This is a genomic window from Foliimonas ilicis (assembly GCF_039939195.1).
Taxonomy (GTDB): domain Bacteria; phylum Pseudomonadota; class Alphaproteobacteria; order Rhizobiales; family Rhizobiaceae; genus Foliimonas; species Foliimonas ilicis.
In genome coordinates this window covers 72,302-93,028 of record NZ_JBDUUH010000003.1, presented here as the reverse complement: position 1 = coordinate 93,028, position 20,727 = coordinate 72,302, and the positions used below count along the sequence as shown (strand labels likewise).

Below are 20,727 nucleotides of genomic sequence, written 5' to 3'. Positions count from 1 at the left end.
CGTGCTTCGCATAGCGATATTGGACGACTACCAAAATGTTGCCCTCTCACTGGCGGACTGGTCGCGATTGGACAACGAAGTAGAAATCAAGGTTTTCACCGAAAATCTCGGCAGCGAGGACGACGCGGCTGCAGCATTGGCGGATTTCGATGTTCTCTGCCTTATGCGCGAACGCATGCCGCTTCCCGCGACACTGATCGAGCGACTGCCCAGGCTCAAACTGGTCAATGTGACCGGCGCACGCGTACGTGTAATCGATACCGAGTTCGCGCGTTCGAAAGGCATTGTTGTTTGCCATACCTACCCCGGCGAATCCCGCTTCGCGACACCTGAAATGGCCTGGGGTCTCATACTCGCCTGCGCCCGCAATATCCCATCCGAGGATGCAAGAGTTCGCGCCGGCGGCTGGCAGCAGACCATCGGCACGACGGTTGGCGGCAAGACGTTGGGGTTGGTCGGGCTTGGTAAATTGGGCAGCCGCATGGTGCCAGTCGCGCGCGCCTTCGAGATGGATGTCATCGCCTGGAGCCAGAACCTCACCGATGAGCGTGCAGCCGAGATCGGCGTTCGCCGCGTAAGCAAAGCAGAACTGTTCGAGCAAGCCGATGTCGTCTCAATTCATCTGGTACTTTCGGATCGCTCGCGAAACACCATCGGCAAAGCCGAAATCGATGCGATGAAACCCGGCACCACGCTGATCAATACTTCGCGCGGCCCATTGGTCGATGAATCCGCGTTGCTCGAAGCACTCGAAGCTGGCCGGATCAAGGCTGGACTGGATGTGTTCGACGTCGAGCCTCTACCGGCAGATCATCCGCTTCGCAATGCTCCCAACACTGTGCTTACGCCGCATCTCGGCTATGTCGTCGAGGAGGCATACGGCCGGTTTTACAGCGACATTATCGACAACATCATCGCATGGCGCGACGGCGCGCCGATACGCGTTCTCTGATCAACTGCAGTGGAAGTAAAAATGAATCATATGAAAACGGCCGACCTCGTCGATGCACATGATGCGGAGCTTCGGTTCTGCCAGATGCAATGGAAAAAGCTCGGAAAGAAGCCGAGCTTTCACGGTCCCATCGAGACGGTTCGGTGTTTCGAAGACAATGTGATTTTGCGCAGTGTGCTGGAAACGCCCGGCGAAGGACGCGTGCTCGTCGTCGATGGCGCGGGGTCTTTGCGAACGGCACTCGTCGGCGACATGATCGCGCTGATCGGCCAGAAAAGCGGATGGGCAGGCATCGTCATCAATGGCGCTATCCGCGACGCGGACGATATCGATCAGATGGATTTTTCCGTGCTCGCACAGGGAACCTCGCCGAAGAAAAGCAGCAAGCTGGGGACCGGCGTGAAAGGCGTCACGGTCTCCTTCGGCAATGTCGATTTCGTGCCGGGTCACTATCTCTACGCCGACAGCGACGGCGTTCTCGTTTCAGAGAAAAACCTCATCGGCTGATATGAAAAAGGCGGGCATCGATGCCCGCCTCTTTCTTTATGCCAAAGCGGCGACTGCCACTTTCGTAAAGGCCTTGGTGCCGAGCGTACCGCCCAGATCCTTCGTGCGCGTTTCGGGCTTGGCGAGAACCGCGTCGATCGCATCCTCGATAGCTTTCCCGGCTTGCCGGAAATTCTCCTTGCCGGTGCGTGCACCATACCACTCCAGCAACATCGCAGCCGACAGGATCATCGAGCAGGGATTTGCCTTGTCCAAGCCTGCGATGTCGGGTGCCGAACCGTGCTGCGCCTGCGCAGCAGCGAGATCGTCTCCAGCATTGATCGAGCCTGCCAGTCCAAGACTTCCTGAGAGCTCGGATGCCAAATCCGAAAGAATGTCCGAGTAAAAATTGGTCGAGCAGATCACGTCGTACTTGCTTGCATCGCGCACCAGCAACGCGGCCATTGCATCGACCAGTACGTCGTTGAGTTCGACGTCCGGGAACTCCGTGGCCACCTTGCGCACGCACTCCATGAACAGGCCGTCCGTCACGACGAAGGCGTTCACCTTATGAACCGCCGTGACCTTCTTGTTGCGCGTTCGCGCCAGTTCGAAAGCGCGCCTTGCAATCCGCTCGCTTGCGGCTGCAGTTACCTTGCGCATGGATATTGCAACGCCTTCCACGGGCATGAATTCGCCCGGACCGGAAACCATGTTGCGATCCGGGTACATGCCCTCGGTGCCCTCGCGCACGATCACCAGATCCATGTCCGTGCCGCGATGCGGCAGATTCGTGCGCGTGCGCGCCGGGCGGATATTGGCGTAGAGATCCAGCTTCGTGCGAAACGCGGCCGAGAAATTGATGCCGCCCTTGTCGCGCGGGGGATAATCCAGATTGGACATCGGCCCAAGCAGTATACCGTCCATCTCGCGCGCTAGAGGCAGAATATCATCAGGCAGGCTGGTGCCATGCGTTTTGAGCGCCGCAAGCCCAACTTCCCTATGCGTGTAATCTAGACCGAGATCGTATTTGGCATCGACGGCCTTCAGAACATCGAGTGCGGAAGCGACGATTTCCGGGCCAATTCCGTCTCCGGGCAATACAAGAAGTTTCATCAATTATCCTTAGTCGGTGAAAATTTCGGACGGCACAAAGACTTCGCCGCTCATCAGCTTGCGGGCCGTTCGGATCACGCCGCCGCTGAGAACTTCCATCTGCGAACCGCTGCCCTTCGTACGCAAAGCAATCTCGATGACACCAGCGGGATGCTCGATGACGACATTACGGTCGTCGCCCGCTTCGCGAACGGCAAGGCCGTCGGCAACCGATTCTTCCAGCATGGCGCATGTCGAAACACAAAGCGCACCCGTCACGGCAAAGGCGGCATGTGCCTTGTGTGGCACTAAGTAGCGAGAAGCGATGTTGCCGCCATTTTGAGGTGTCGCGAGTATCGCAACTTTCGGCACCACTTTTCCGGTCACATCGCCCAGGCCCATGCGTTCACCGGCAATTTTACGCATTGCTTCGATGCGAGCGAAAAATGCCGTGTCGGCATCGAGCTCATCAGGGCTTTCATAGCCGGTCTTACCGACATCCGATGCCCTCAGTATCATCATAGGCACAGACACATCTATAAGCGTGACATCGACGCCGTCGATCTGCTCGGTCGCATGGCCGGTCGGCAGCAGAGCTCCGGTCTTGGAGCCGACAATATCCATGAAGTTGAGCCGGATCGGCGCAGCCGTCCCCGGCACACCGGCAATTGCTTCATCGCCTTCATAGATCACCGCGTCGCGCGTCGTTTGCACGACGGCTTCGATGCGGCTTTTGGTATTGATGTTGTAGATGACAACCGGCGTCGTTCCGTCCTGTCGCTGCACCATTCCCGTTTCGAGGGCATATGGCCCGACACCCGCAAGTATGTTGCCGCAGGAAGGTGCGGTGTCGACGATCGCGTCGGCAACGGAGACCTGAGCGAACAGAAAATCGACGTCCACCCCTTCACGCTCGGATGGACCGACCATGGCGACCTTTGATGTCAGCGTGTCCGCGCCGCCCAATCCGTCGACTTGACGTTCATCTGGCGAGCCCATCGCGGCAAGCAATACCCGGTCCCGTTTTTCGATCTCGGACGGCAAATCCGCCATGTTGAAGTAAGGACCTTTGGACGTTCCTCCCCGCATCAGAATGCAGGAAATGGCAGTCTGTGTACTCATCTAAAAACCCTTGTGTTGGCCCCGCGCTCAGCAGCATGAGGCGTAGGCGTCAGCGCAGCGGCCAGCTCAGATATTGATAGAAATATTCCTGAAGCAGACCGCCCGGCATTTGCATGTTGAGTGCGGAGGCGAGGACGAGGACCAACGACACGGCTGCACCCGTCAGAAGGATCGTCATCAGCCAGTTGGCCTTCGCCACGAAACGGATGAACGAGACGAAGAAGAGCAGCAGCGCGAGGAAGTAGCCGAACAGGCCGATCAACCCGACGAAGCAACCGAGCCAAAGCATGTAGCGCAGCGGCCCGACCGGGCCGTCATCGCCCTGCTTTCGCTCCTCCTCGCCGTCGAAAACCGCGGGGTTTTCGCGATTGCCCCGAAGCTGCGGAATGAGCACGGTCGCCGCCGCGATCAGGCCTACGATAGCGATGCCCGCCGGGAATACCTGTCCGAGGAAGGAGAGGCCGATGCTCTCATAACCAGCGAAAAGGAAGATGCCGACGATTAGCAAAGTGAAAGCGATCTGCGGCCAAAGCTCGGTCGTATCCGAAACACGCCCGCCGCCCTCAGTCTCGATCTTGCCGCCCTCTTTCTTGCCGGCGCGAACGCCAAGCCAGACCGAGATCACGATGATTGCCGCGATGATCAGAACGATCGGGCGCAGGAAGAATTCCCAGCCTGCAAACTGCACGGCCTGATAAAGATAACGCTCACTCTGCGTCGCCAGGACGAAGCCGATCAGGAAGGCAGGACGCGGCCAACCGAAACGGCGGAGCAGGATGCCGAACAGGCCAATCACCAGCAGGGCGACGAGATCGTAGAACGAACGGCTTGGCTGGAATGCCGCAAACGAAATCACGAGAATCATGAACGGCGCGACCAGCGCATATTTGACCGTCGTGATGCGTGCAATGCCTGGCGCAAGCACGATGCAGAGGATCGTTCCGATGACATTTGCAACGGCCAGCGACCATACGATCGTGTAGGTCATGCCAAGGTTTTGACCAACCATCGCCGGGCCGGGCTGAAGCCCGATCAGCACCATGCCCGCCAGGAAAATAGCCATCGAGCCGGAACCTGGAATGCCGAACAGCAGCGTCGGCACAAGGCCGCCGCCTTCCTTGGCGCTCGTGGTCGATTCCGGTGCGATGACACCGCGAATATCGCCCTTGCCGAATTGCGAGCCGTCCTTCGATGTCTGGACGACGTGACCATAGGCAATCCAGTCGACAACGCTGCCGCCGAGGCCGGGAATCATACCGAGAATTGCACCCAAACCCGCGCAGCGAATGGTGAGCCAACGATACATCCACGTATCTTTGAGGCCCTGAAGCCAGCCACTGCCGAGGGCTGATGTCTTGTCGGCAATCGTCTGGTTTTTGCGCAGAAGATCGCCGATTTCAGGAATGGCGAAGATGCCGAGGCCGACAATGACGAGCGGCACGCCGTCCATAAGATAGAGCGAGCCGAAATCCATTCGATACTCCCCCGTCGCAGGTGCTGCACCGACCGAGCCAAGGGCCAGGCCGGCGGCACATGCCGCAACGCCCTTTGCAAGACTGCTGCCTGAAAGCACGCCGACCATCGAGAGACCGAAAATCGTTAGCATGAAAAGCTCGGCTGAACCGAACGAAAGGATCAGCGGCCGCGCCAGCAGCACACAGAAGGTCAAGACGACTGCACCGAAGATGCCGCCGAAAAGAGACGCGCCGAAGGCCGCACTAAGCGCACGCGCAGCCTGCCCTTTCTTGGCCAGCGGAAAGCCGTCGAGGATCGTCGCCTGCGATGCGCTCGACCCCGGTATTCCCATGAGAACCGAAGCGAACGTATCCGCAATGGCAAGTACTGGCAGCATGCCGACGAGCATCGCCAGCGCCGCAGTCGGCTCCATACCGTAAACGAATGGAAGCAGCAGCGACATGCCGACAATGCCGCCAAGCCCAGGCAGGATGCCGACAACCAGCCCCACCACCACACCCACCATCAGGTAGGCGAAATGGTTGAGCGTCAACACATTTGCAAGTGCTTCGTAAATTGCGTCGATAACCATGGGAAAACCTCGTCCTTATGGCAAAAATGACGGGGAAGCCGCCAGCCCTAAGGGCATGGCGGCGCTTGTATCGTCGGCCGGGATTTGAAGGTGGCGGCATTCCTGCCGACGCACCCATCCGTTTCGTTACGGGGCTTTAAAGCCGGGCGTTGTATTCCTTGGTCAGCAGCTCGCGAACCCACTCACGCGCTTCCGGCGCAATGGTGGTGGCGACCTCGTAAAGCCCCTGAACATTATCGCCCACGGCCTGATCATACTCACCGAGGATCTCGCCCTTGCTGGCCTGCAGATCAGGATCGTTCACCGCATCAATGAATGCCTGACGATAGGCTGCGACGATTTCCGGCGACGTACCCTTAGGCAGCATGGCAGGCTTTTGAGCCGCGAAGCCTGAACCGAAGAAGGCTTTGTAGGCATCGTACTCCAAACCCGATGGCGCTTCGCCATGCATCATTTCATAGGCTTCGACGAAATGTGGAATGTCGGGGAAAGTCGGATCGCGCTGGACGTTGCCTTCCGCGTCGATAACTCCCCAGGAGAACATCGGCACCGCGCTGCCCGCATCGACCAGAGGCTGTACGTTGGTCAGATAGGCCGAGGATGTCTGATAATCGATTGTCGCTTCGCCGCGTTCGAAAGCAAGACGGCCGTCGCCGCGTCCGGTCATGCCGAACACATGGCGTACGTTCAATCCCAACAGCCTGAAGGCGAGCAGCGGCACCAGATCGAGCGATGTCGCACCCTGGCTTGCATAGACAAGCTCCTGATCGGTCAGCTTTCCAAGTTCGGACGCGTCCTTGACGTCGAAACGGGCCGGCAGATAGGCAACGCCACCCGTGGGCGAAACGATGACGGGAATGAGATCGGCGTAGTCGTAGCGCGCGCGCCGATCGCCCAATAGGAACGGAAACTGGGTCGACCCCGACGTTCCAAGCAGGCTCAGCCCATCGGGCCGGGCGCGTGCGACAAATTCATTGGTACCCGTGATCGAGCCGCCGCCCGGAACGTTGCGGACGATGACATTTGGAGAACCTGGCAAATGGCGCGCCAGATAAGGAGCAAAGAATCGCCCCCAAACGTCCGAACCGCCGCCTTCCGAAAATGGAATCACGAATTCGATGGTTTTACCGGAGAAATCTACGGGTGTTTGCGCAAAGGCCTTTGCAACCGGAAGCGAACTGGCGGCGGCAACAGCAGTGCCTGCCAAAAAGGTGCGACGATTGAGTCTCATTGTGATGTGGCCTCCTCCCACTATGCTTTAGTTGGCTTCGTTTAACACCGTATACAAAGGTGTACGAAATTAAGGCCACCCTAATCATCAATCTCCGCGTTGTAAAGCGATGCCTAATTCGACCATTTCCGCGGTCGTTTCAGGACATTTATGTCGATTTATGCCGCGAACCGCTCTTCAGCAGCACATCTTTTGCATGTTCTAAAATGAAGTGATTCCGCGAATTTCGTTCGGCGCCCGGCGAGCTGCGCTCGCGCCAAATCACTGAAAACTGCCGTTTGTCATGCAAATTGCGCGGGGCTGGCATTGACATCAACCACTGTTGTATACTGTATCTTACATGCAGATCAGGTGCCGTATTCGAGGGACGGCAAGTTGCCTGATTGTTGCGTAACTTTCGGGAGGACTTAATGAACGTCACTATCAAACGGCGCATTGTGCTGGCCATGCTGGCCGCAACCGCCTTCGCTGCACCCGTTCCTGCTATGGCTCAAGAGTATCCGGCAAAGCCGGTAACGCTCATCGTGCCGTGGGGAGCCGGTGGCGGCACCGATGCAACCGCGCGGATAATCGCCACTTTGCTGGAGAAGGAACTCGGCGTTCCGGTTCCCGTGGAAAACCGTACCGGCGGCTCCGGCGTTGTCGGACATTCGGCCATCGCCCGTGCCAAGGCTGATGGCTACACGCTTGGTATCGCGACCCTCGAAATCGGCGGCATGCATTATCAGGGCCTGACTGAAATCGACTACAAGGCCTTCACGCCTATCGGCCTTTACAACGCTGATCCGGCCGCCATCTTCGTGCGGGCCGACGGCCCATATGCAGACTTGGCGGGGCTGATCGAGGCAATCAAATCCAGCTCGGATCGTGAACTGAAAGCGTCCGGCTCGGCGCAGGGCGGTGTGAACCATCTCGCGGTTGCGGGCATGCTCAACGCGCTGGATATTCCTGTTACGCGGGTTGCCTGGGTGCCCTCCGAGGGGGCTGCTCCTGGAGTGCAGGATCTGGCTGCGGGCGGCGTGGACTTCGTGACCGCATCGCTCCCCGAAGGCCAGGCCTTGATGGATGCCGGTCGCGTCAAGCCGATCGCTATCTTCGGCGCTACACGCAGCGAAGCCATGTCCGATCTGCCGACCTTCTCGGAAGCAGCCGGTGTGGACTTCGTCATGGGTTCCTGGCGCGGTATCGTGGCACCGAAAGATCTTGATCCCGCCATCGTCGAAAAGCTTCAGACCGCAATCGGCAAAGTGGTTCAGGACCCGCAATACACCTCGTTCATGACCGCTCGCGGCTATGCCATGCAGTGGACCCCCGGCGCTGATTTCGAAGCCTTCATGGCCAATTCGGACGCGCAGATGGGCACGACGCTCAAAGCCGTCGGTCTGGCAAAGTAAAAAATTGAAGGGGCTGCCTGAACGCGGCCCCTTCAACCGGGAGGAAAATCGATGCGTATTCACGACGGGCTGCTTGGCCTGTTCTTTCTGCTGCTTGGCGGATTCGTCATCTGGCAGTCATCCACCTTTCCATCAATGCCGGGCCAGGCAATAGGTCCAGGTACGTTCCCCACGATCTTCGGCGTGTTGTTCATCGTTGGAGGGTTGATAATCGGGCGGAGCGGTCTGGTTGCAGCGTCCGGTCGCCTGCTGGAACTCAACGAAGGCTGGAAGCATCCGGAACGCGCAATCGCGGCACTCATCGCCGTGGTTGGCACTTTGGTCCTCGCTTTTTTCTTCGAGGAAATCGGCTTTGTGATCGGCTGCGCAGTGTTGATGATCGCGCTTTACATGCTGCTCGGACACCGCTCACCGATATGGGTGGCAGTCTCGATCATCTTTGTCGGCGTCGTCTATTACGGCATGGCCAAGCTGCTTTTGGTCCCGCTGCCTCTTGGCCCATTGTCGTAAGGAGGCGTGCATCATGGATAATGTCATCGCTGCACTGCCCCTGGTTTTCGATCCCTTTAATCTGACCGTCATGCTGCTATGCGCGCTGTTCGGTCTTTTCATCGGCGCGGTTCCGGGCCTGTCGGCCACCATGGCGACCGCCATGCTCGTGCCCATCACCTTCTACATGGACCCGGTTCCGGCAATCGGCGCCATCGTCACCATGTCGGCCATGGCCATTTTCGCCTCCGACATTCCCACGGCACTGATCCGCATTCCCGGTACTGCCGCGTCGGCAGCCTATGTCGATGACCTCTACAAAATGTCCCAAAAGGGCAAGGCCGGACTTGGCCTCGGCCTGTGTGTCGTCACCTCCGCCATCGGCGGGGTATTCGGTACGCTTGTGCTGATGGTCGCCGCGCCTCAACTCGCAGAGGTGTCGCTCAACTTCACCTCATTCGAGTATTTCTGGCTGGCGCTTCTTGGCCTCAGTGCAGCGATCATGCTGGGCACCGGCTCGATCGTCAAAAGCGTTATGTCCCTGTGCCTTGGACTGCTTATCGCCTGCGTCGGCCTCGACACAAGTTCAGGCTATCCGCGCTTTACCTACGGCCAGGAGTCGCTGCTAAGCGGCGTCTCTTTCGTGCCTGCGCTCATCGGCTTTTTTGCCGTACCCGAAATCATCCGCGCCATCGTCCATCGCGACAAGACGGAGACAGCCAAATCGATCGCCAAAGTGTCGGACCTGTTCAACGGTCTGGGCAAAACGCTGTGGAAATATAAGTTCAATCTGGGCCGCGGCTCTGTGCTCGGCACTCTTATCGGCATTCTGCCGGGTGCCGGGTCCGATATCGCAGCGTGGATAACCTATGCGGTTTCGAAGAAATTCTCCAAAACGCCCGAAAAATTCGGAACGGGCTATGAGGAAGGTCTGGTCGATTCAGGGGCTGCCAACAACTCCGCGCTGAGCGGGGCGTATGTCCCGGCAATGGTTTTCGGCATTCCCGGTGACTCGATCACCGCCATCGTCATCGGCGTGCTTTACGTTAAGGGCCTGAACCCCGGCCCTATGGTGTTCATCAACAATGCCGTGGAAGTGAACGCCATTTTCATGGTGTTCATGCTGGCCAATCTGCTCATGGTGCCGCTCGGCATTCTTGCCATCATCGTTGCAGCACCTGTCCTGAAAATCCCCAAGACCGCATTGGCACCGTTGATCCTGGGCTTTGCGATTGTCGGTTCGTTCTCGATCGATCTTTCCATCTCCAGCATCGTCATCATGATCGTGGTCGGTGTCTTTGCCTACCTTATGGAGGAGAGCGAAATCCCGGTGGCACCGGCAGTTTTGGGGCTGGTGATGGGTACGCTCGTAGAGCGAAACCTGATCACCTCGCTCATCAAGGTCGACAACAACCCGCTTGCCTTTTTCGAGCGTCCGATCGCAGGCACGCTGGGTGTCATGACGCTTGCTCTGTGGTTCATACCTCCATTGATAAAGCTTTACAGAAAGTCACGCCGGAAGGAGGCCTCTGTATGAAAGACATGAAGATCGAACAGCCGAAATCACTGGCAGAGATGGTTGCTGTCCGCTTGCGCAAGGCGATCATCGATGGCGAGATCGGCCTGGGAGAAAACATATCCGAGGAAAAGCTGGCCGAGAGCTTCGGCGTCAGCCGTACACCTGTTCGCGATGCACTGATCCAGCTTGAGCAACAGGGTCTGGTCGTCATCCAGTCCAAGAAGGGCAGCTTCGTCTTCACACCGACCGCTCAGGACGTGGCCCTCATCTGCGAATACCGCAAAATGCTGGAGGTCAACGCGGTTGAGTTTGCCATCCGTCGCAACAAGGACGTTCTTTTGAACCGTTTGCGCGCGGTAATCGCAGCCATGGATATTGCGATGCAATCTTCCGATACGGTTGCCTATGGGCAGCTCGACGCCGATTTTCATCAGGCATTTGTCGACTGCTCAGGCAACCCGTATGTCGTGGAGGCTTATCAGCTTGTTTCCGGCCAGATCGCGGCACTTCGTACCCATCTGACAAAACCGATCGAGAGGCTGCGAGAGCTTTCTTTCATGGAACACAAGACGCTCGTCGATCTGGTTCGCGCGGAAGATTACAGCGGCTTCCGCAATCTTTTGAACGGCCATGTCGATCGGACCGCGGAAATCTACGTCACCGCGCTCACCAAGGGCGTCGGTGAGAATGACAGGATTTCAGCATAAGAGCTTGGTCAACCGCGCGCTGACTGCGCCCTGAATCCGAGATGAGAAGAAATCTTCTCGGCAGCGGCAAGCAATTGGCTGACCTGTTCGGTCGAGGGCATGCTGCCTATGAACTGCACTGAGTCCGTCATTGCGATTGCGCCGACATAGCCGCCGAGCGCATCGAATATGGGTGCCGAGAGTGCGTTGAGCCCGACCATCGCTTCGTTGGGAGCCACCGCCCAGCGCCGCTTGCGCGTGATTTCAACCTCTTCGCGCAAGGCATGTGCCTCGGTGATCGTGTAGGGCGTCGTCATCGCCAGCCCCGCCGACAGGATTTGCGGCAAAAGCATCGGGTCGCCAAAGGCCAGCGTAATCTTGCCCTGCGCGCTGGAATGATACTGGAGGATCGATCCCGGCTTCACCGCGATTTCGATATTCGAACGGCTCGGCATCAGCAAAAGAATGCGCATGCCTTCCCGTTCCGGCTGGCTGATCGCTACGGCATGACCGAGACTGTCGCGCAGCTCGCGCGCGGTGTGGCGGGCTGCCGAAGCCAGTTCGAAACTCTCGCTGACCGCCTGACCAAGCGCCATAAGCCGGGCACTGACATTGTAGCGTTCCGTATCCTCGTCGCGAACGAGATAACCGGCGCTGACAAGCGTCTGGATATGCCTGTGAATTCGGCTCTTCGTCGTGCCGAACACGCGTGAAAGCTCCGAAATCCCGACCGAAGCCTGATGCTGGGCTACGTATTCGAGAATATTCAGCGCAAACTCAACGGCTTGAATGCTGCCTGCCTTGGTCTTTTCTTCCATGCGCGAAGTCCGTCATTCGGTTCTGTGCTGGCCGTGATACCCGCAAGCAGCGGGTATCAAGCGAAGCCTAATTCTGATCCGGTATAGGATATTCGTCCCCGTTTAGCACCCAGTTCGCCTGCCTGGAAAAATCCACCCTCGGCGGGGAGAAAATATCGATGAGTTGATTGAGACCGGCATCCATCCCGCGCGAGGTATGGATCGCAGGCGGCGGGATGATTGTCAGCGAAGGCGATTGGACAAGCGCGTGCTCGTCCGGCAGCCATGTGTTGAGGTCAGTCGTCCACGGCCAGCGCAAATGATGGGTGAAGGAACCGTCGATCGACAGTGAGCCTTGCTCGAAATCATCATGGTGATGCGGCGATAGTTTTGTGATGTCGCGAGGCCCCATTTGCGGGTCGAGGAAATTCACCATCAGCGTCGTGCAGCGGAAGATACGGCCAAAGCGGCCCGGCTGCGCCGGCACATCGAGGCTGTAGGAACGTATCTTGTAGCCGCCAACCGGCTCCGGCCATGCCGCGAATGGCGGCAGATTCGGGTGCGGCTCTGCGTAAGAATCCGCATTGGAGCAGAGAGCGCTCAGGTCTTTCGCCTGCGTGGAAAATATCCGAAAGAAACGGCCGCCTTCGCTCAATGTGACCTTGCTGTCGCCCGGCGGCACGATGACCAGACTGTAGCCCGCGACGTCAACATTCTCGCCATTTGCTTCTACGCGACCGCCTGATTTGCTGTCAGGGAAGACCAACATGTACTCGTCAGGATGGCTTTTTCGCTCGAAGACGCCGTTTGCTGCACCATCGCTAAAGGCGACCAGAAAGTTCTGGCCACGCGTAAGCCACGTCTTGCCGCTCGCATCGTCAATCTGTGCATCGTTCTCGTAAAAGAGGCCGAAATCGACACCAGCAAAATTGCTCGGCACCGGCGCCTTCGCAGTTGCGGCCAATATGGCACGGGGGTCGGTTTTGTCGTACATATCTCGCTCCCAGATCGTTCTTCCAGTCAGAACACAGCATCTTATTATAGAACGATATGGAAATGTCCCGTCTGTCAAGAACGCTCTTTGTGAGTGGATATGAAATGTTCCTTGACAGAAATCAAATTTATGAAAACTTATAGGACGGAACATCGTTCTGCATAACGAAACGGAGGAGACGTTTTATGCTAACGCGCCGCACTGTTCTGGCATTGTCCGGAGCTGCCGCAGCAACGCTTGCTGCCCCCTATATTGCCCGCGCCCAAACCACGAAGATTATCTTCGCGCACGCCACTGCCGAAAGTCATCCTGCCCACATTGCAGCGGTGGAATTCAAGAAGGCCGTAGAGGCCCTAATTCCGGGTGCAGTGGATATCCAGATATTTCCAAACCGTCAGTTGGGTGACGACAAGCAAATCCTGGAATCGATCGTCGCAGGCACGATCCCGCTGGCCTTGGCGAGCGGCGTTCTGTTTCCCCTTGTCACCGGTCGCACCGCACTTGATGCCTATCAATTGCCGTTCCTGATCCGCGACTACGATCATTTTCAGCAACTCGCGACCAGTGAAGCCGGTCAGGCCATTCTTGACGATCTGGATGAGGCCGGGCTGGTCGGCCTTTCAACGGTCGACATCGGCCAGAGGAACTTCCTATCCGGTTCGAAGTCCGTGAAAACGATTCCTGACTTCGCAGGCTTGAAAACACGCATCGTCCCCGTTCCGCTGCATCAGGCAATCTGGGAGAAGGTTGGAACCTCCCCCGTTGGTCTGCCTTATGGTGAAATCTACGGCGCGCTCGAAACCGGCGTTCTGGATGCTGTCGAAATCAATGTTTCGTCGATCATCGGAGAAAACCTCTGGGAGGTCGGCAAGAACCTCACACTGACCGGCCACTATCCGTGGCAGACGGTCATCGCCGCCAACAAAACGTTCTTTGATGGGCTTCCGGCGGAAGTCCAGCAGGGGCTGCGTCAGGCGGGACGCGACACGATCGCGCCGACCCTGGCCTACACCAAAGATCAGGAAATAACCGGCCGCGAGGAACTCAAGGCGAAGGGCGTCCAGATTCACGAACTCGAAGACCTTGATGCCATGCGCGAACGCGTTGCACCCATTGTTGAAGAGTGGAAGGCGAAGTCGCCGATCATCGCCAACTTCGTGGCCGCTGCTCAGGCCTGATCTATCCAAACAAACCTCTGGCGTCCGGTGAAAGCGCGTTGATACGCGTCTTCTGCCGGGCGGGCACGGTCCATCGTCCTTTCCGCACGGTCGCGTCCAAAACCGCCAGCTTCTGTCATGGCATCGATATTTCGAAGAAGGCCCATCATGAGTGCAGCTCAAACAAGTGCAATCGCGGGACCGATCGGCTGGTATATCCGGCTGGTCCGGTTCGTTGCCGGCGCGACCATGCTGGCGATCGTCGGCATTGTTCTTGCGCAGGTTCTGGCACGTTACGCATTCCACACCTCGCTGATATGGGCCGAGGAGCTCTGCCGCTATCTCTTGTTGTGGCAGACCTTCTTCGTCATCGGCTATGCCTATCAGCGCGGCGAGATGGTCAATGTCGATTTCGTCCCGAACCTGCTCGGCCCCAAGGGACAGTTCGCGCTCAAACTCGTTCTGGCCATCCCGATTCTGGTCTTTCTCTGGTTGCTCGCGCAGAGCGGCTACAGCTATTCGCAGCGCTTTTCGAACCAGATCATTCCGGCTTTCGACTTCATCTGGAACTCGCTGACCGGCAATCGCGCCGCGGTTCCCATCAGTCTCGTCTACATTTCAGTTTCGATCGGCTGCGCGCTTCTTGGCCTGCACATCATTGGCGCACTCATCGCGGACTTCCTTGCTTTTGGAAAACCCGGCGAAGAGCCCATTCACCAGAACATTCCCGAGGCCTGACACGATGGCTAGTTTCTTCGGCACTTTCATAATCATGCTCGTAACCGGCGTTCCGATTGCCCTGGCGCTCGGACTTGGCGGCGTCGCCTATCTCTACTTCTCCGGGAACGGAATGCTGATCCTGGCCCTGCCGCAACGCATGATGGCTGGCGTCGATCAGTTCATCCTGTTGACCATCCCCCTCTTCGTGCTGGCCGGAATGCTCATGAACATGGGCGGCGTGACAGACCGCATCGTGGTCTTTGCACGAGCATTGATAGGCCACCGCCGCGGCGGCATGTCATCGGTGACCGTTCTGTCGTCGGGCTTCTTCGCCGGCATTGCCGGAAGTGCCACCGCCGAAGCATCGGCGCTGGGTTCGATCCTGATCCCATCCATGGCCAAACAAGGCGTTCCCGCAGCCTATGCCGCAGCCCTTGTCGGCGTAAGTGCCATCATGGGCGGCATTATTCCGCCGAGCATCACCATCATCATCTACGGCGTGTTGTCGGGAACCTCTATCGGCCAGCTTTTCATTGCCGGTGTGTTTCCTGGCATTCTCCTCGCCGTCGGACTGCTGGTCTATGCATCTTGGCGCGCAAAACGCGACGGCTTTCCCGTAACCGAGCGGACATCATGGGGCGAGCGTGGACGAGCAACGCTGCGCACGCTGCCTGCCCTGTTCCTGCCCGTTATCATTCTGGTCGGCATCCGCGCAGGTATCTTTACCGCCACGGAGGCCGCCGCAGTCGCAGTCGCCTACGCGATCATGATCGGAATGATCTATCGCGACCTGACCATGACCCGCATCTGGAATGCTGCGGTTGCGTCCGCGGTCGTCAGTTCCGCCATTCTGTTCATCACGGCCATGGCCAACATCGTCGCCTTTGTTTTCACACTTGAGGGTGTGCCAAACGCGATTGCAGCCGGCGTGCTTTCGATCAGCGACAATCCTTACGTGGTACTGCTGATGCTGAACCTGGTCCTGCTCGTGCTCGGCATGTTTCTGGAGCCTATCTCGATCCTGATCCTGACGATGCCGATCCTGCTGCAGTTCCTGGGCATCATCGGCATGGATCCGGTGCAGTTCGGCATCATGGTCATCCTGAATGCCGTGATCGGCATGGCAACACCGCCGGTCGGCATCCTCCTGTTCATCGTCTGCGCGGTCTCAGGCCAACCCTTGACCAAGGTGGCTAAGGAGGCTGCGCCGCTCATCGGTATCTGCATTCTCGTTCTGGTGCTCGTGGCGTTGGTCCCTGCGATCTCGCTTTTCATGCCCCATTACATGATGCCGATGCGGTGAGCATGGCCGTGCAAAACGTTCAAAGGAATATCGAAATGACGTCTGGAAAATTCGAGAAAATGGCTGCGTTTCGTCAGCGTTTCATGGCTGGGGAGCATCTGGTCGGCACCTTTATCAAGACGCCCGCAACGCATCCAATCGAAATTCTGGGACATGTCGGTTTCGACTTCGTCGTCATCGATGAAGAGCATGCGCCATGGGATCGCGTCGCAATCGATTCCGCACTTCTGGCCGCGCGCGCTTCAGGCACGGCGGGCATTGTGCGGGTGTCCGAGCCGACAGCTGCAAAGATACTTGCCATCCTCGATGATGGTGCAGCAGGTGCTCTCGTGCCGCACGTTTCCTCAAAAGTGAAGGCACAGGAACTTGCCTCGGCCTTTCGCTATCGCGGCGGAAAGCGCGGCTTTTCGAACACGACGCGCGCCGGTGCATTCGGTGCGGTCGGCCTCTGGGATCATGTGGATGCCGGAGACCGGAGCGCAACGTTCATTGCGATGATCGAAGACCCGGAAGCACTGGACGAGATCGACGACATCCTTGCTGTCGACGGCCTCGATGGCATCTTCATCGGCCGCGGCGACCTGACGGTTGCTTTCGGTGCTTCCGGCATGGACGCGCCTGAAATCGTCGATGCCTGCACCCGCATCATCGCTGCTGCGAAGAAAGTCGGCAAACCGGTGGCCGTCATGGTCGCCAATGGCGAGGAGGCAAAGCGCTTTCGCCAAGCCGGGGCAACCGCATTCATCACGGCCTCCGATCACGGCTTCATGCGTCAGGCCGCATCGAAGGCGCTTCAGGAAATCGCTGCCGTTGGCGCGTGACGCCGGACACAACATTCACAAGGAAAGGGCTCATCATGGCCGATACAAGCACGCAATACCCCAATATCGTACCGCTGCCGGAAATGTCCGAAGCGCGCGCGAAAGAAGTAGCGGACCTTCTCGTCGGCGCAGTCGATCTGCATTGCCACTCAGGTCCAGCCGCCATGCCCCGCATCCTGGGTCACTATCAGGCTTTCCAGGACGCGCAGGATGCAGGCTTCAAAGCCCTTCTCTATAAGGATCATTACTACGTCGGGATGCCGCATTGCGCAGTCATCGAGGAATTCCATCCCGATCTCGACATCAAGCTCTACTCCGGCGTGGCGCTCAACAACGCCTCCGGCGGCATCAACCCGCACGCCGTCGATCATTCGATCAAGCTTGGCGGCAAGATCGTCTGGATGCCGACCTTCGCGGCCAAGAATCACATCGAGGCCTATGCCGCCAAGAGCTTCCCGAAGACCGCAAAGCCGATGCTGCCGCCAATACCGCTGACAGCACTGGATGCCAATGGAAAGCTGACCGACGATACACTGCAAGTCCTCGACCTGATTGCGGAAGCCGACATCATTCTCGCTGGCGGACATCTGCATGTCAGCGAACTCTTCAAGCTATTTGAGGAAGGCAAGAAGCGTGGCGTCAAGAAGATGATGGTCAACCACCCCACCTACATCATCGGCTGTTCGGACGATGACATTCGCGGGCTCGTCTCGCTTGGCGCTTATATGGAACATTCGATCTGCATGTTTGTGCCAAGCCGTGCCAAGCAGCATGAGCCGGCGGACCTCGTGCACCTGATCGAAGTTGCAGGTGCCGACCGAACCATTCTCGGCTCTGACCTCGGCCTTACCCAGGCTCCAAAGCCGGTCGATGGTTTTCGGATGATCGTCTCGGACCTTCTGGACAAGAATGTCTCGCCGGATGTGATCAGGCAGATCACCTCGAAAAACGCCTCGCATCTGCTCGATCTGGCCTAGACAATTTGAAAGGGAGCGGGCGCATGGCAGCACGCAAAGTCATCATCACCTGTGCGGTTACGGGTTCCATCCACACACCATCCATGTCGCCGCATCTTCCGGTGACGGCAGAAGAAATCGCCGATGCCGCAATCGGTGCTGCCGAGGCAGGCGCTGCCATCGTGCATCTGCATGCGCGCAATCCGGTTGACGGCAAGCCCGACCAGACGCTGGAAGGATTCGAACCATTCTTGCGCGTCATCAAGCAACGCTCCGATTGCGTCGTGAACATCACGACAGGCGGCGCTCCGACGATGACGGTCGAGGAGCGCATGCGTCCGGTGGCGCATTTCAAGCCTGAAGTCGCGTCACTCAATATGGGGTCGATGAATTTCGGTCTGTTCCCGATGCTCAATCGCTTCAATGATTTGAAACATGAATGGGAGCGCCCCTATCTGGAGGGATCGCGCGACCGTGTATTCAAGAACACCTTTTCGGATATAGAAAACATCCTCACCGCCTGCGCCGAAAACGACACGCGCTTCGAGATCGAATGCTACGACATCGGGCATCTCTACACGCTTGCGCATTTTGTCGATCGTGGATTGGTGAAGCCGCCCTTCTTCGTTCAAAGCGTGTTCGGGATTCTCGGCGGCATCGGCAATCATCCCGAAGACGTGATGCACATGAAGCGGACGGCCGACCGGCTTTTTGGTGAAGACTATCGCTGGTCGGTACTGGGCGCCGGTCGCAATCAGATGGCTATCGCAGCCATCGCCGCAGCAAATGGCGGCAATGTGCGTGTCGGATTGGAGGATTCGCTCTGGATCGGACCGGGCAAACTGGCCACATCGAATGCCGAACAGGTCACGAAGGTTCGCCAGATCATCGAGGGGCTGGGATTGGAAATCGCCTCGCCCAGCGAAGCGCGCGCAATTCTCGACCTCAAAGGCGCCGATCGCGTCAACTTCTAGAACCCATCCTCATTTACAAGGAGGCCAGGAATGAATGTCCTGATCGTCTACGCTCACCCCGAACCGGCATCCTTTTCCGCGGCACTGCGCGATAGCGCAGCCAACGCGCTGAAGGCCGCAGGCCACACAGTGACGATTTCTGATCTCTACGCCGACAATTTCAATCCGGTTGCCGGGCGTCACGATTTCCTGAGCGAAGATGATCCGCAACGCTTTCACTATCAGGGGGAGCAGGCAGCCGCTGCAAAGAATGGGACATTCGCGCCCGATCTTGTTCGCGAGCAGGAGAAAGTAGCGGCAGCCGATCTACTCATCCTGCAATATCCCCTCTGGTGGGGCGGACCGCCCGCAATCCTGAAAGGCTGGTTCGAACGCGTGCTTGCCTACGGCTTCGGCTATGTCGATGGGCGACGCTTCGACAGTGGCCTCTTCCAGGGGCGGCGCGCACTTTTATCGGTAACGACCGGCGGCACGACCGCGCGTTTCGGGCCAGACGGCGTCTATGGTGAGATTGAAAAAGTTCTGTGGCAGGTCCAGCGGCTTACACTTCAATATATGGGCTACACGGTCGAAGAGCCGTTCATCGCTTACGGCACTCCGCGGATCAGTGATGAAGGACGCGCCGCCTATCTCGACGAATTCGCCAGGCGCGCCGTAGAGACCGCTGCAAAGCCGGTCGATCGTAGCAAAAGATCCGACAATCCACTCGACCTAGTTGCCGAAAGCGCCTGGTCCAAAGCAGGTTAGAATCAGCTTTCGGCTTTCATGGTTTTGGCTATCTCAAGAAGCTTGTCTCGATCACGCCCATGACGCCCGATCAGCTCTTTTGCCTGATTGGGCGATAAATCGGTGTTCTCGGCGAGAAACTTTACGTCGAGATCATCCATACCGGCGCTGGAACCCGCACTGACGAGTTCATACGAACTGTCCCTGGCTTCGAAGTCGTCCGAAACCGAAAGCGCAAGGTTCTTCTGGTCCAGAATTTCGAACCAGTCGCTCCACTCTACCAATTCTACACCACCAGCATTTTGCGGACGCTCAGCCCGATCCTGGTCCTGATATGCGTGCTGTCCAAAGACGATGCGCAGCATCGGCTGAGTCCCGCCTTCAGTCGAAACATCGACGATAGCTGGAAAGCCAGCTCGCGCTGCCGCCCAATCACGGATTTCTTCATGATCACTGAGTGAAATGATTGCCATATTTGATCTCCTTCCACTACGAACGTGCCCGCAGCAGACAAGGTTCCTGTCCATCGCCGGATCGCGTCACCGCCTCAGATCAATGGATCGTCGACTAATAATCCTCAAATTCGGAAAATGCCTCACTGTCGCCTTACGTGAGTAAGAAAACTCACCCTTGTCAGTATGAGGGGACAGTATGAATCAGGCCGACCAAGCAGTTTTTCTGCTTCTGAACGCAGGAAGTGAAACCTGGGGGCTAACCGCCTATATCGCATATTTTTTTGCGAAATATGTCATCTTCCTGATCCCGGTCCACCTTGCTGTTCTTTGGTTTGTCGGCAATCGCTCGGTTCGCCGGCAGGCACTGATCCTTTTAAGCGCACTCATAATCGCAATCGGCACCAGTTATCTGATTGGAGCGATTTATGATTCACCGAGGCCATTCCTGATACCCATCGGGAACACCCTTATCGAGCACCGGTCGAGCCCGTCATTTCCGAGCAACCACGGTCTCGTGATGTTCACCTATGCGATAACGATGGCGCTCTTGGCGCACTGGAAACACGCGTTGGCAATAGGTCTGGCCGGGATTCTGGTCGCATGGTCCAGAATCTATATGGGAGTGCACTTCCCGCTTGATATGATCGGCGGCGCGATCATCGCGGCCGGTGCGTCGTATCTCGCAATGCGGCTCGACAAAATTGCCGGGCGCCCTGCCATCGATCTGGCCGACGCAGTTTATCGGCTTTTGGCAGTAGAGCCCGCCAGCCGTCTTGCAGAGCGATTTCGGAAATGAGTGAGCC

Annotated in this window: 21 protein-coding genes; 14 read left to right on the top strand and 7 right to left on the bottom strand. The window is 57.8% G+C overall.

The genetic code is table 11. The features are described from left to right. Position 1 precedes the first annotated feature (1 nt). Complete coding sequence (locus ABFT80_RS08605) at positions 2 to 952, top strand: D-2-hydroxyacid dehydrogenase family protein (RefSeq protein WP_347971483.1); 951 nt, start codon at positions 2 to 4, stop codon at positions 950 to 952. Positions 953 to 973: 21 nt separating this feature from the next. Beyond that, positions 974 to 1,459 carry a ribonuclease E activity regulator RraA gene (gene rraA, locus ABFT80_RS08600; RefSeq protein ID WP_347971482.1) on the top strand — a complete coding sequence of 162 codons (486 nt, stop codon included), beginning with the start codon at positions 974 to 976 and terminating at the stop codon, positions 1,457 to 1,459. 36 nt (positions 1,460 to 1,495) lie between these two features. On the opposite strand, the gene ABFT80_RS08595 is transcribed toward rraA, so the two are convergent. The 4 genes from ABFT80_RS08595 to ABFT80_RS08580 all read right to left on the bottom strand — a co-directional run bounded on the left by ABFT80_RS08595 (position 1,496) and on the right by ABFT80_RS08580 (position 6,933). Further along, complete coding sequence (locus ABFT80_RS08595; protein WP_347971481.1) at positions 1,496 to 2,554, bottom strand: isocitrate/isopropylmalate dehydrogenase family protein; 1,059 nt, start codon at positions 2,552 to 2,554, stop codon at positions 1,496 to 1,498. A 9-nt stretch (positions 2,555 to 2,563) separates the two neighbouring features. Beyond that, complete coding sequence (locus ABFT80_RS08590) at positions 2,564 to 3,655, bottom strand: 4-oxalomesaconate tautomerase (protein WP_347971480.1); 1,092 nt, start codon at positions 3,653 to 3,655, stop codon at positions 2,564 to 2,566. A 49-nt stretch (positions 3,656 to 3,704) separates the two neighbouring features. Next, complete coding sequence (locus ABFT80_RS08585; protein ID WP_347971479.1) at positions 3,705 to 5,702, bottom strand: tripartite tricarboxylate transporter permease; 1,998 nt, start codon at positions 5,700 to 5,702, stop codon at positions 3,705 to 3,707. Positions 5,703 to 5,838: 136 nt separating this feature from the next. Then, on the bottom strand, positions 5,839 to 6,933 hold the full coding sequence (locus tag ABFT80_RS08580) for a Bug family tripartite tricarboxylate transporter substrate binding protein (RefSeq protein WP_347971478.1): 1,095 nt from the start codon (positions 6,931 to 6,933) through the stop codon (positions 5,839 to 5,841). A 410-nt stretch (positions 6,934 to 7,343) separates the two neighbouring features. On the opposite strand from ABFT80_RS08580, the gene ABFT80_RS08575 reads away from it, so the two are divergent. The 4 genes from ABFT80_RS08575 to ABFT80_RS08560 are packed head-to-tail and all read left to right on the top strand — an operon-like array spanning position 7,344 to position 11,042. Beyond that, entirely contained in the window at positions 7,344 to 8,327 is a 984-nt protein-coding gene (locus ABFT80_RS08575) for a Bug family tripartite tricarboxylate transporter substrate binding protein (protein WP_347971477.1), read from the top strand. A gap of 51 nt (positions 8,328 to 8,378) precedes the next feature. Continuing rightward, positions 8,379 to 8,837, top strand: coding sequence for a tripartite tricarboxylate transporter TctB family protein (locus tag ABFT80_RS08570; RefSeq protein WP_347971476.1), 459 nt, complete (start codon positions 8,379 to 8,381; stop codon positions 8,835 to 8,837). Positions 8,838 to 8,850: 13 nt separating this feature from the next. Beyond that, complete coding sequence (locus ABFT80_RS08565) at positions 8,851 to 10,353, top strand: tripartite tricarboxylate transporter permease (protein ID WP_347971475.1); 1,503 nt, start codon at positions 8,851 to 8,853, stop codon at positions 10,351 to 10,353. Beyond that, a complete protein-coding gene (locus ABFT80_RS08560) occupies positions 10,350 to 11,042 on the top strand; it encodes a GntR family transcriptional regulator (RefSeq protein ID WP_347971474.1) in 693 nt (230 codons plus the stop codon). The genes ABFT80_RS08565 and ABFT80_RS08560 overlap by 4 nt, the downstream gene beginning before the upstream one ends. A gap of 8 nt (positions 11,043 to 11,050) precedes the next feature. On the opposite strand, the gene ABFT80_RS08555 is transcribed toward ABFT80_RS08560, so the two are convergent. After that, complete coding sequence (locus ABFT80_RS08555; protein ID WP_347971473.1) at positions 11,051 to 11,839, bottom strand: IclR family transcriptional regulator; 789 nt, start codon at positions 11,837 to 11,839, stop codon at positions 11,051 to 11,053. A 67-nt stretch (positions 11,840 to 11,906) separates the two neighbouring features. Next, on the bottom strand, positions 11,907 to 12,812 hold the full coding sequence (locus ABFT80_RS08550) for a cupin domain-containing protein (protein WP_347971472.1): 906 nt from the start codon (positions 12,810 to 12,812) through the stop codon (positions 11,907 to 11,909). Between the two features lie 185 nt (positions 12,813 to 12,997). Between ABFT80_RS08550 and ABFT80_RS08545 the strand changes: the two genes are divergently transcribed. From ABFT80_RS08545 to ABFT80_RS08515, 7 genes are all read left to right on the top strand, one after another. Further along, positions 12,998 to 13,990 carry a TRAP transporter substrate-binding protein gene (locus ABFT80_RS08545; RefSeq protein WP_347971471.1) on the top strand — a complete coding sequence of 331 codons (993 nt, stop codon included), beginning with the start codon at positions 12,998 to 13,000 and terminating at the stop codon, positions 13,988 to 13,990. Positions 13,991 to 14,137: 147 nt separating this feature from the next. Beyond that, positions 14,138 to 14,707, top strand: a complete 570-nt coding sequence (locus tag ABFT80_RS08540) for a TRAP transporter small permease (protein WP_347971470.1) — start codon at positions 14,138 to 14,140, stop codon at positions 14,705 to 14,707. 4 nt (positions 14,708 to 14,711) lie between these two features. Continuing rightward, complete coding sequence (locus ABFT80_RS08535) at positions 14,712 to 15,992, top strand: TRAP transporter large permease (protein ID WP_347971469.1); 1,281 nt, start codon at positions 14,712 to 14,714, stop codon at positions 15,990 to 15,992. 35 nt (positions 15,993 to 16,027) lie between these two features. Beyond that, entirely contained in the window at positions 16,028 to 16,813 is a 786-nt protein-coding gene (locus ABFT80_RS08530; RefSeq protein WP_347971468.1) for an HpcH/HpaI aldolase family protein, read from the top strand. Positions 16,814 to 16,848: 35 nt separating this feature from the next. Continuing rightward, positions 16,849 to 17,790 carry a DUF6282 family protein gene (locus ABFT80_RS08525; protein ID WP_347971467.1) on the top strand — a complete coding sequence of 314 codons (942 nt, stop codon included), beginning with the start codon at positions 16,849 to 16,851 and terminating at the stop codon, positions 17,788 to 17,790. A gap of 23 nt (positions 17,791 to 17,813) precedes the next feature. Beyond that, the gene (locus ABFT80_RS08520; RefSeq protein ID WP_347971466.1) at positions 17,814 to 18,743 is read left to right on the top strand and encodes a BKACE family enzyme; all 930 of its coding nucleotides are present in this window, start codon (positions 17,814 to 17,816) and stop codon (positions 18,741 to 18,743) included. Between the two features lie 30 nt (positions 18,744 to 18,773). Further along, the gene (locus ABFT80_RS08515) at positions 18,774 to 19,490 is read left to right on the top strand and encodes an NAD(P)H-dependent oxidoreductase (protein WP_347971465.1); all 717 of its coding nucleotides are present in this window, start codon (positions 18,774 to 18,776) and stop codon (positions 19,488 to 19,490) included. Positions 19,491 to 19,492: 2 nt separating this feature from the next. Here ABFT80_RS08515 and ABFT80_RS08510 read toward each other — a convergent pair whose 3' ends face one another. Beyond that, on the bottom strand, positions 19,493 to 19,942 hold the full coding sequence (locus tag ABFT80_RS08510) for a hypothetical protein (protein ID WP_347971464.1): 450 nt from the start codon (positions 19,940 to 19,942) through the stop codon (positions 19,493 to 19,495). A 178-nt stretch (positions 19,943 to 20,120) separates the two neighbouring features. On the opposite strand from ABFT80_RS08510, the gene ABFT80_RS08505 reads away from it, so the two are divergent. After that, the gene (locus ABFT80_RS08505; protein ID WP_347971463.1) at positions 20,121 to 20,720 is read left to right on the top strand and encodes an undecaprenyl-diphosphatase; all 600 of its coding nucleotides are present in this window, start codon (positions 20,121 to 20,123) and stop codon (positions 20,718 to 20,720) included. Positions 20,721 to 20,727: the final 7 nt, after the last annotated feature.

Bases quoted from the DNA above. Each gene is read 5' to 3' on its own strand.
- ABFT80_RS08505 (WP_347971463.1), top strand. From the start codon at position 20,121: ATGAATCAGGCCGACCAAGCAGTTTTTCTGCTTCTGAACGCAGGAAGT.
- ABFT80_RS08585 (WP_347971479.1), bottom strand. From the start codon at position 5,702: ATGGTTATCGACGCAATTTACGAAGCACTTGCAAATGTGTTGACGCTC.
- ABFT80_RS08550 (WP_347971472.1), bottom strand. From the start codon at position 12,812: ATGTACGACAAAACCGACCCCCGTGCCATATTGGCCGCAACTGCGAAG.
- ABFT80_RS08580 (WP_347971478.1), bottom strand. From the start codon at position 6,933: ATGAGACTCAATCGTCGCACCTTTTTGGCAGGCACTGCTGTTGCCGCC.
- ABFT80_RS08520 (WP_347971466.1), top strand. From the start codon at position 17,814: ATGGCAGCACGCAAAGTCATCATCACCTGTGCGGTTACGGGTTCCATC.
- ABFT80_RS08510 (WP_347971464.1), bottom strand. From the start codon at position 19,942: ATGGCAATCATTTCACTCAGTGATCATGAAGAAATCCGTGATTGGGCG.
- ABFT80_RS08595 (WP_347971481.1), bottom strand. From the start codon at position 2,554: ATGAAACTTCTTGTATTGCCCGGAGACGGAATTGGCCCGGAAATCGTC.
- ABFT80_RS08530 (WP_347971468.1), top strand. From the start codon at position 16,028: ATGACGTCTGGAAAATTCGAGAAAATGGCTGCGTTTCGTCAGCGTTTC.
- rraA (WP_347971482.1), top strand. From the start codon at position 974: ATGAATCATATGAAAACGGCCGACCTCGTCGATGCACATGATGCGGAG.
- ABFT80_RS08525 (WP_347971467.1), top strand. From the start codon at position 16,849: ATGGCCGATACAAGCACGCAATACCCCAATATCGTACCGCTGCCGGAA.
- ABFT80_RS08555 (WP_347971473.1), bottom strand. From the start codon at position 11,839: ATGGAAGAAAAGACCAAGGCAGGCAGCATTCAAGCCGTTGAGTTTGCG.
- ABFT80_RS08560 (WP_347971474.1), top strand. From the start codon at position 10,350: ATGAAAGACATGAAGATCGAACAGCCGAAATCACTGGCAGAGATGGTT.
- ABFT80_RS08515 (WP_347971465.1), top strand. From the start codon at position 18,774: ATGAATGTCCTGATCGTCTACGCTCACCCCGAACCGGCATCCTTTTCC.
- ABFT80_RS08590 (WP_347971480.1), bottom strand. From the start codon at position 3,655: ATGAGTACACAGACTGCCATTTCCTGCATTCTGATGCGGGGAGGAACG.
- ABFT80_RS08535 (WP_347971469.1), top strand. From the start codon at position 14,712: ATGGCTAGTTTCTTCGGCACTTTCATAATCATGCTCGTAACCGGCGTT.
- ABFT80_RS08565 (WP_347971475.1), top strand. From the start codon at position 8,851: ATGGATAATGTCATCGCTGCACTGCCCCTGGTTTTCGATCCCTTTAAT.
- ABFT80_RS08570 (WP_347971476.1), top strand. From the start codon at position 8,379: ATGCGTATTCACGACGGGCTGCTTGGCCTGTTCTTTCTGCTGCTTGGC.
- ABFT80_RS08545 (WP_347971471.1), top strand. From the start codon at position 12,998: ATGCTAACGCGCCGCACTGTTCTGGCATTGTCCGGAGCTGCCGCAGCA.
- ABFT80_RS08575 (WP_347971477.1), top strand. From the start codon at position 7,344: ATGAACGTCACTATCAAACGGCGCATTGTGCTGGCCATGCTGGCCGCA.
- ABFT80_RS08540 (WP_347971470.1), top strand. From the start codon at position 14,138: ATGAGTGCAGCTCAAACAAGTGCAATCGCGGGACCGATCGGCTGGTAT.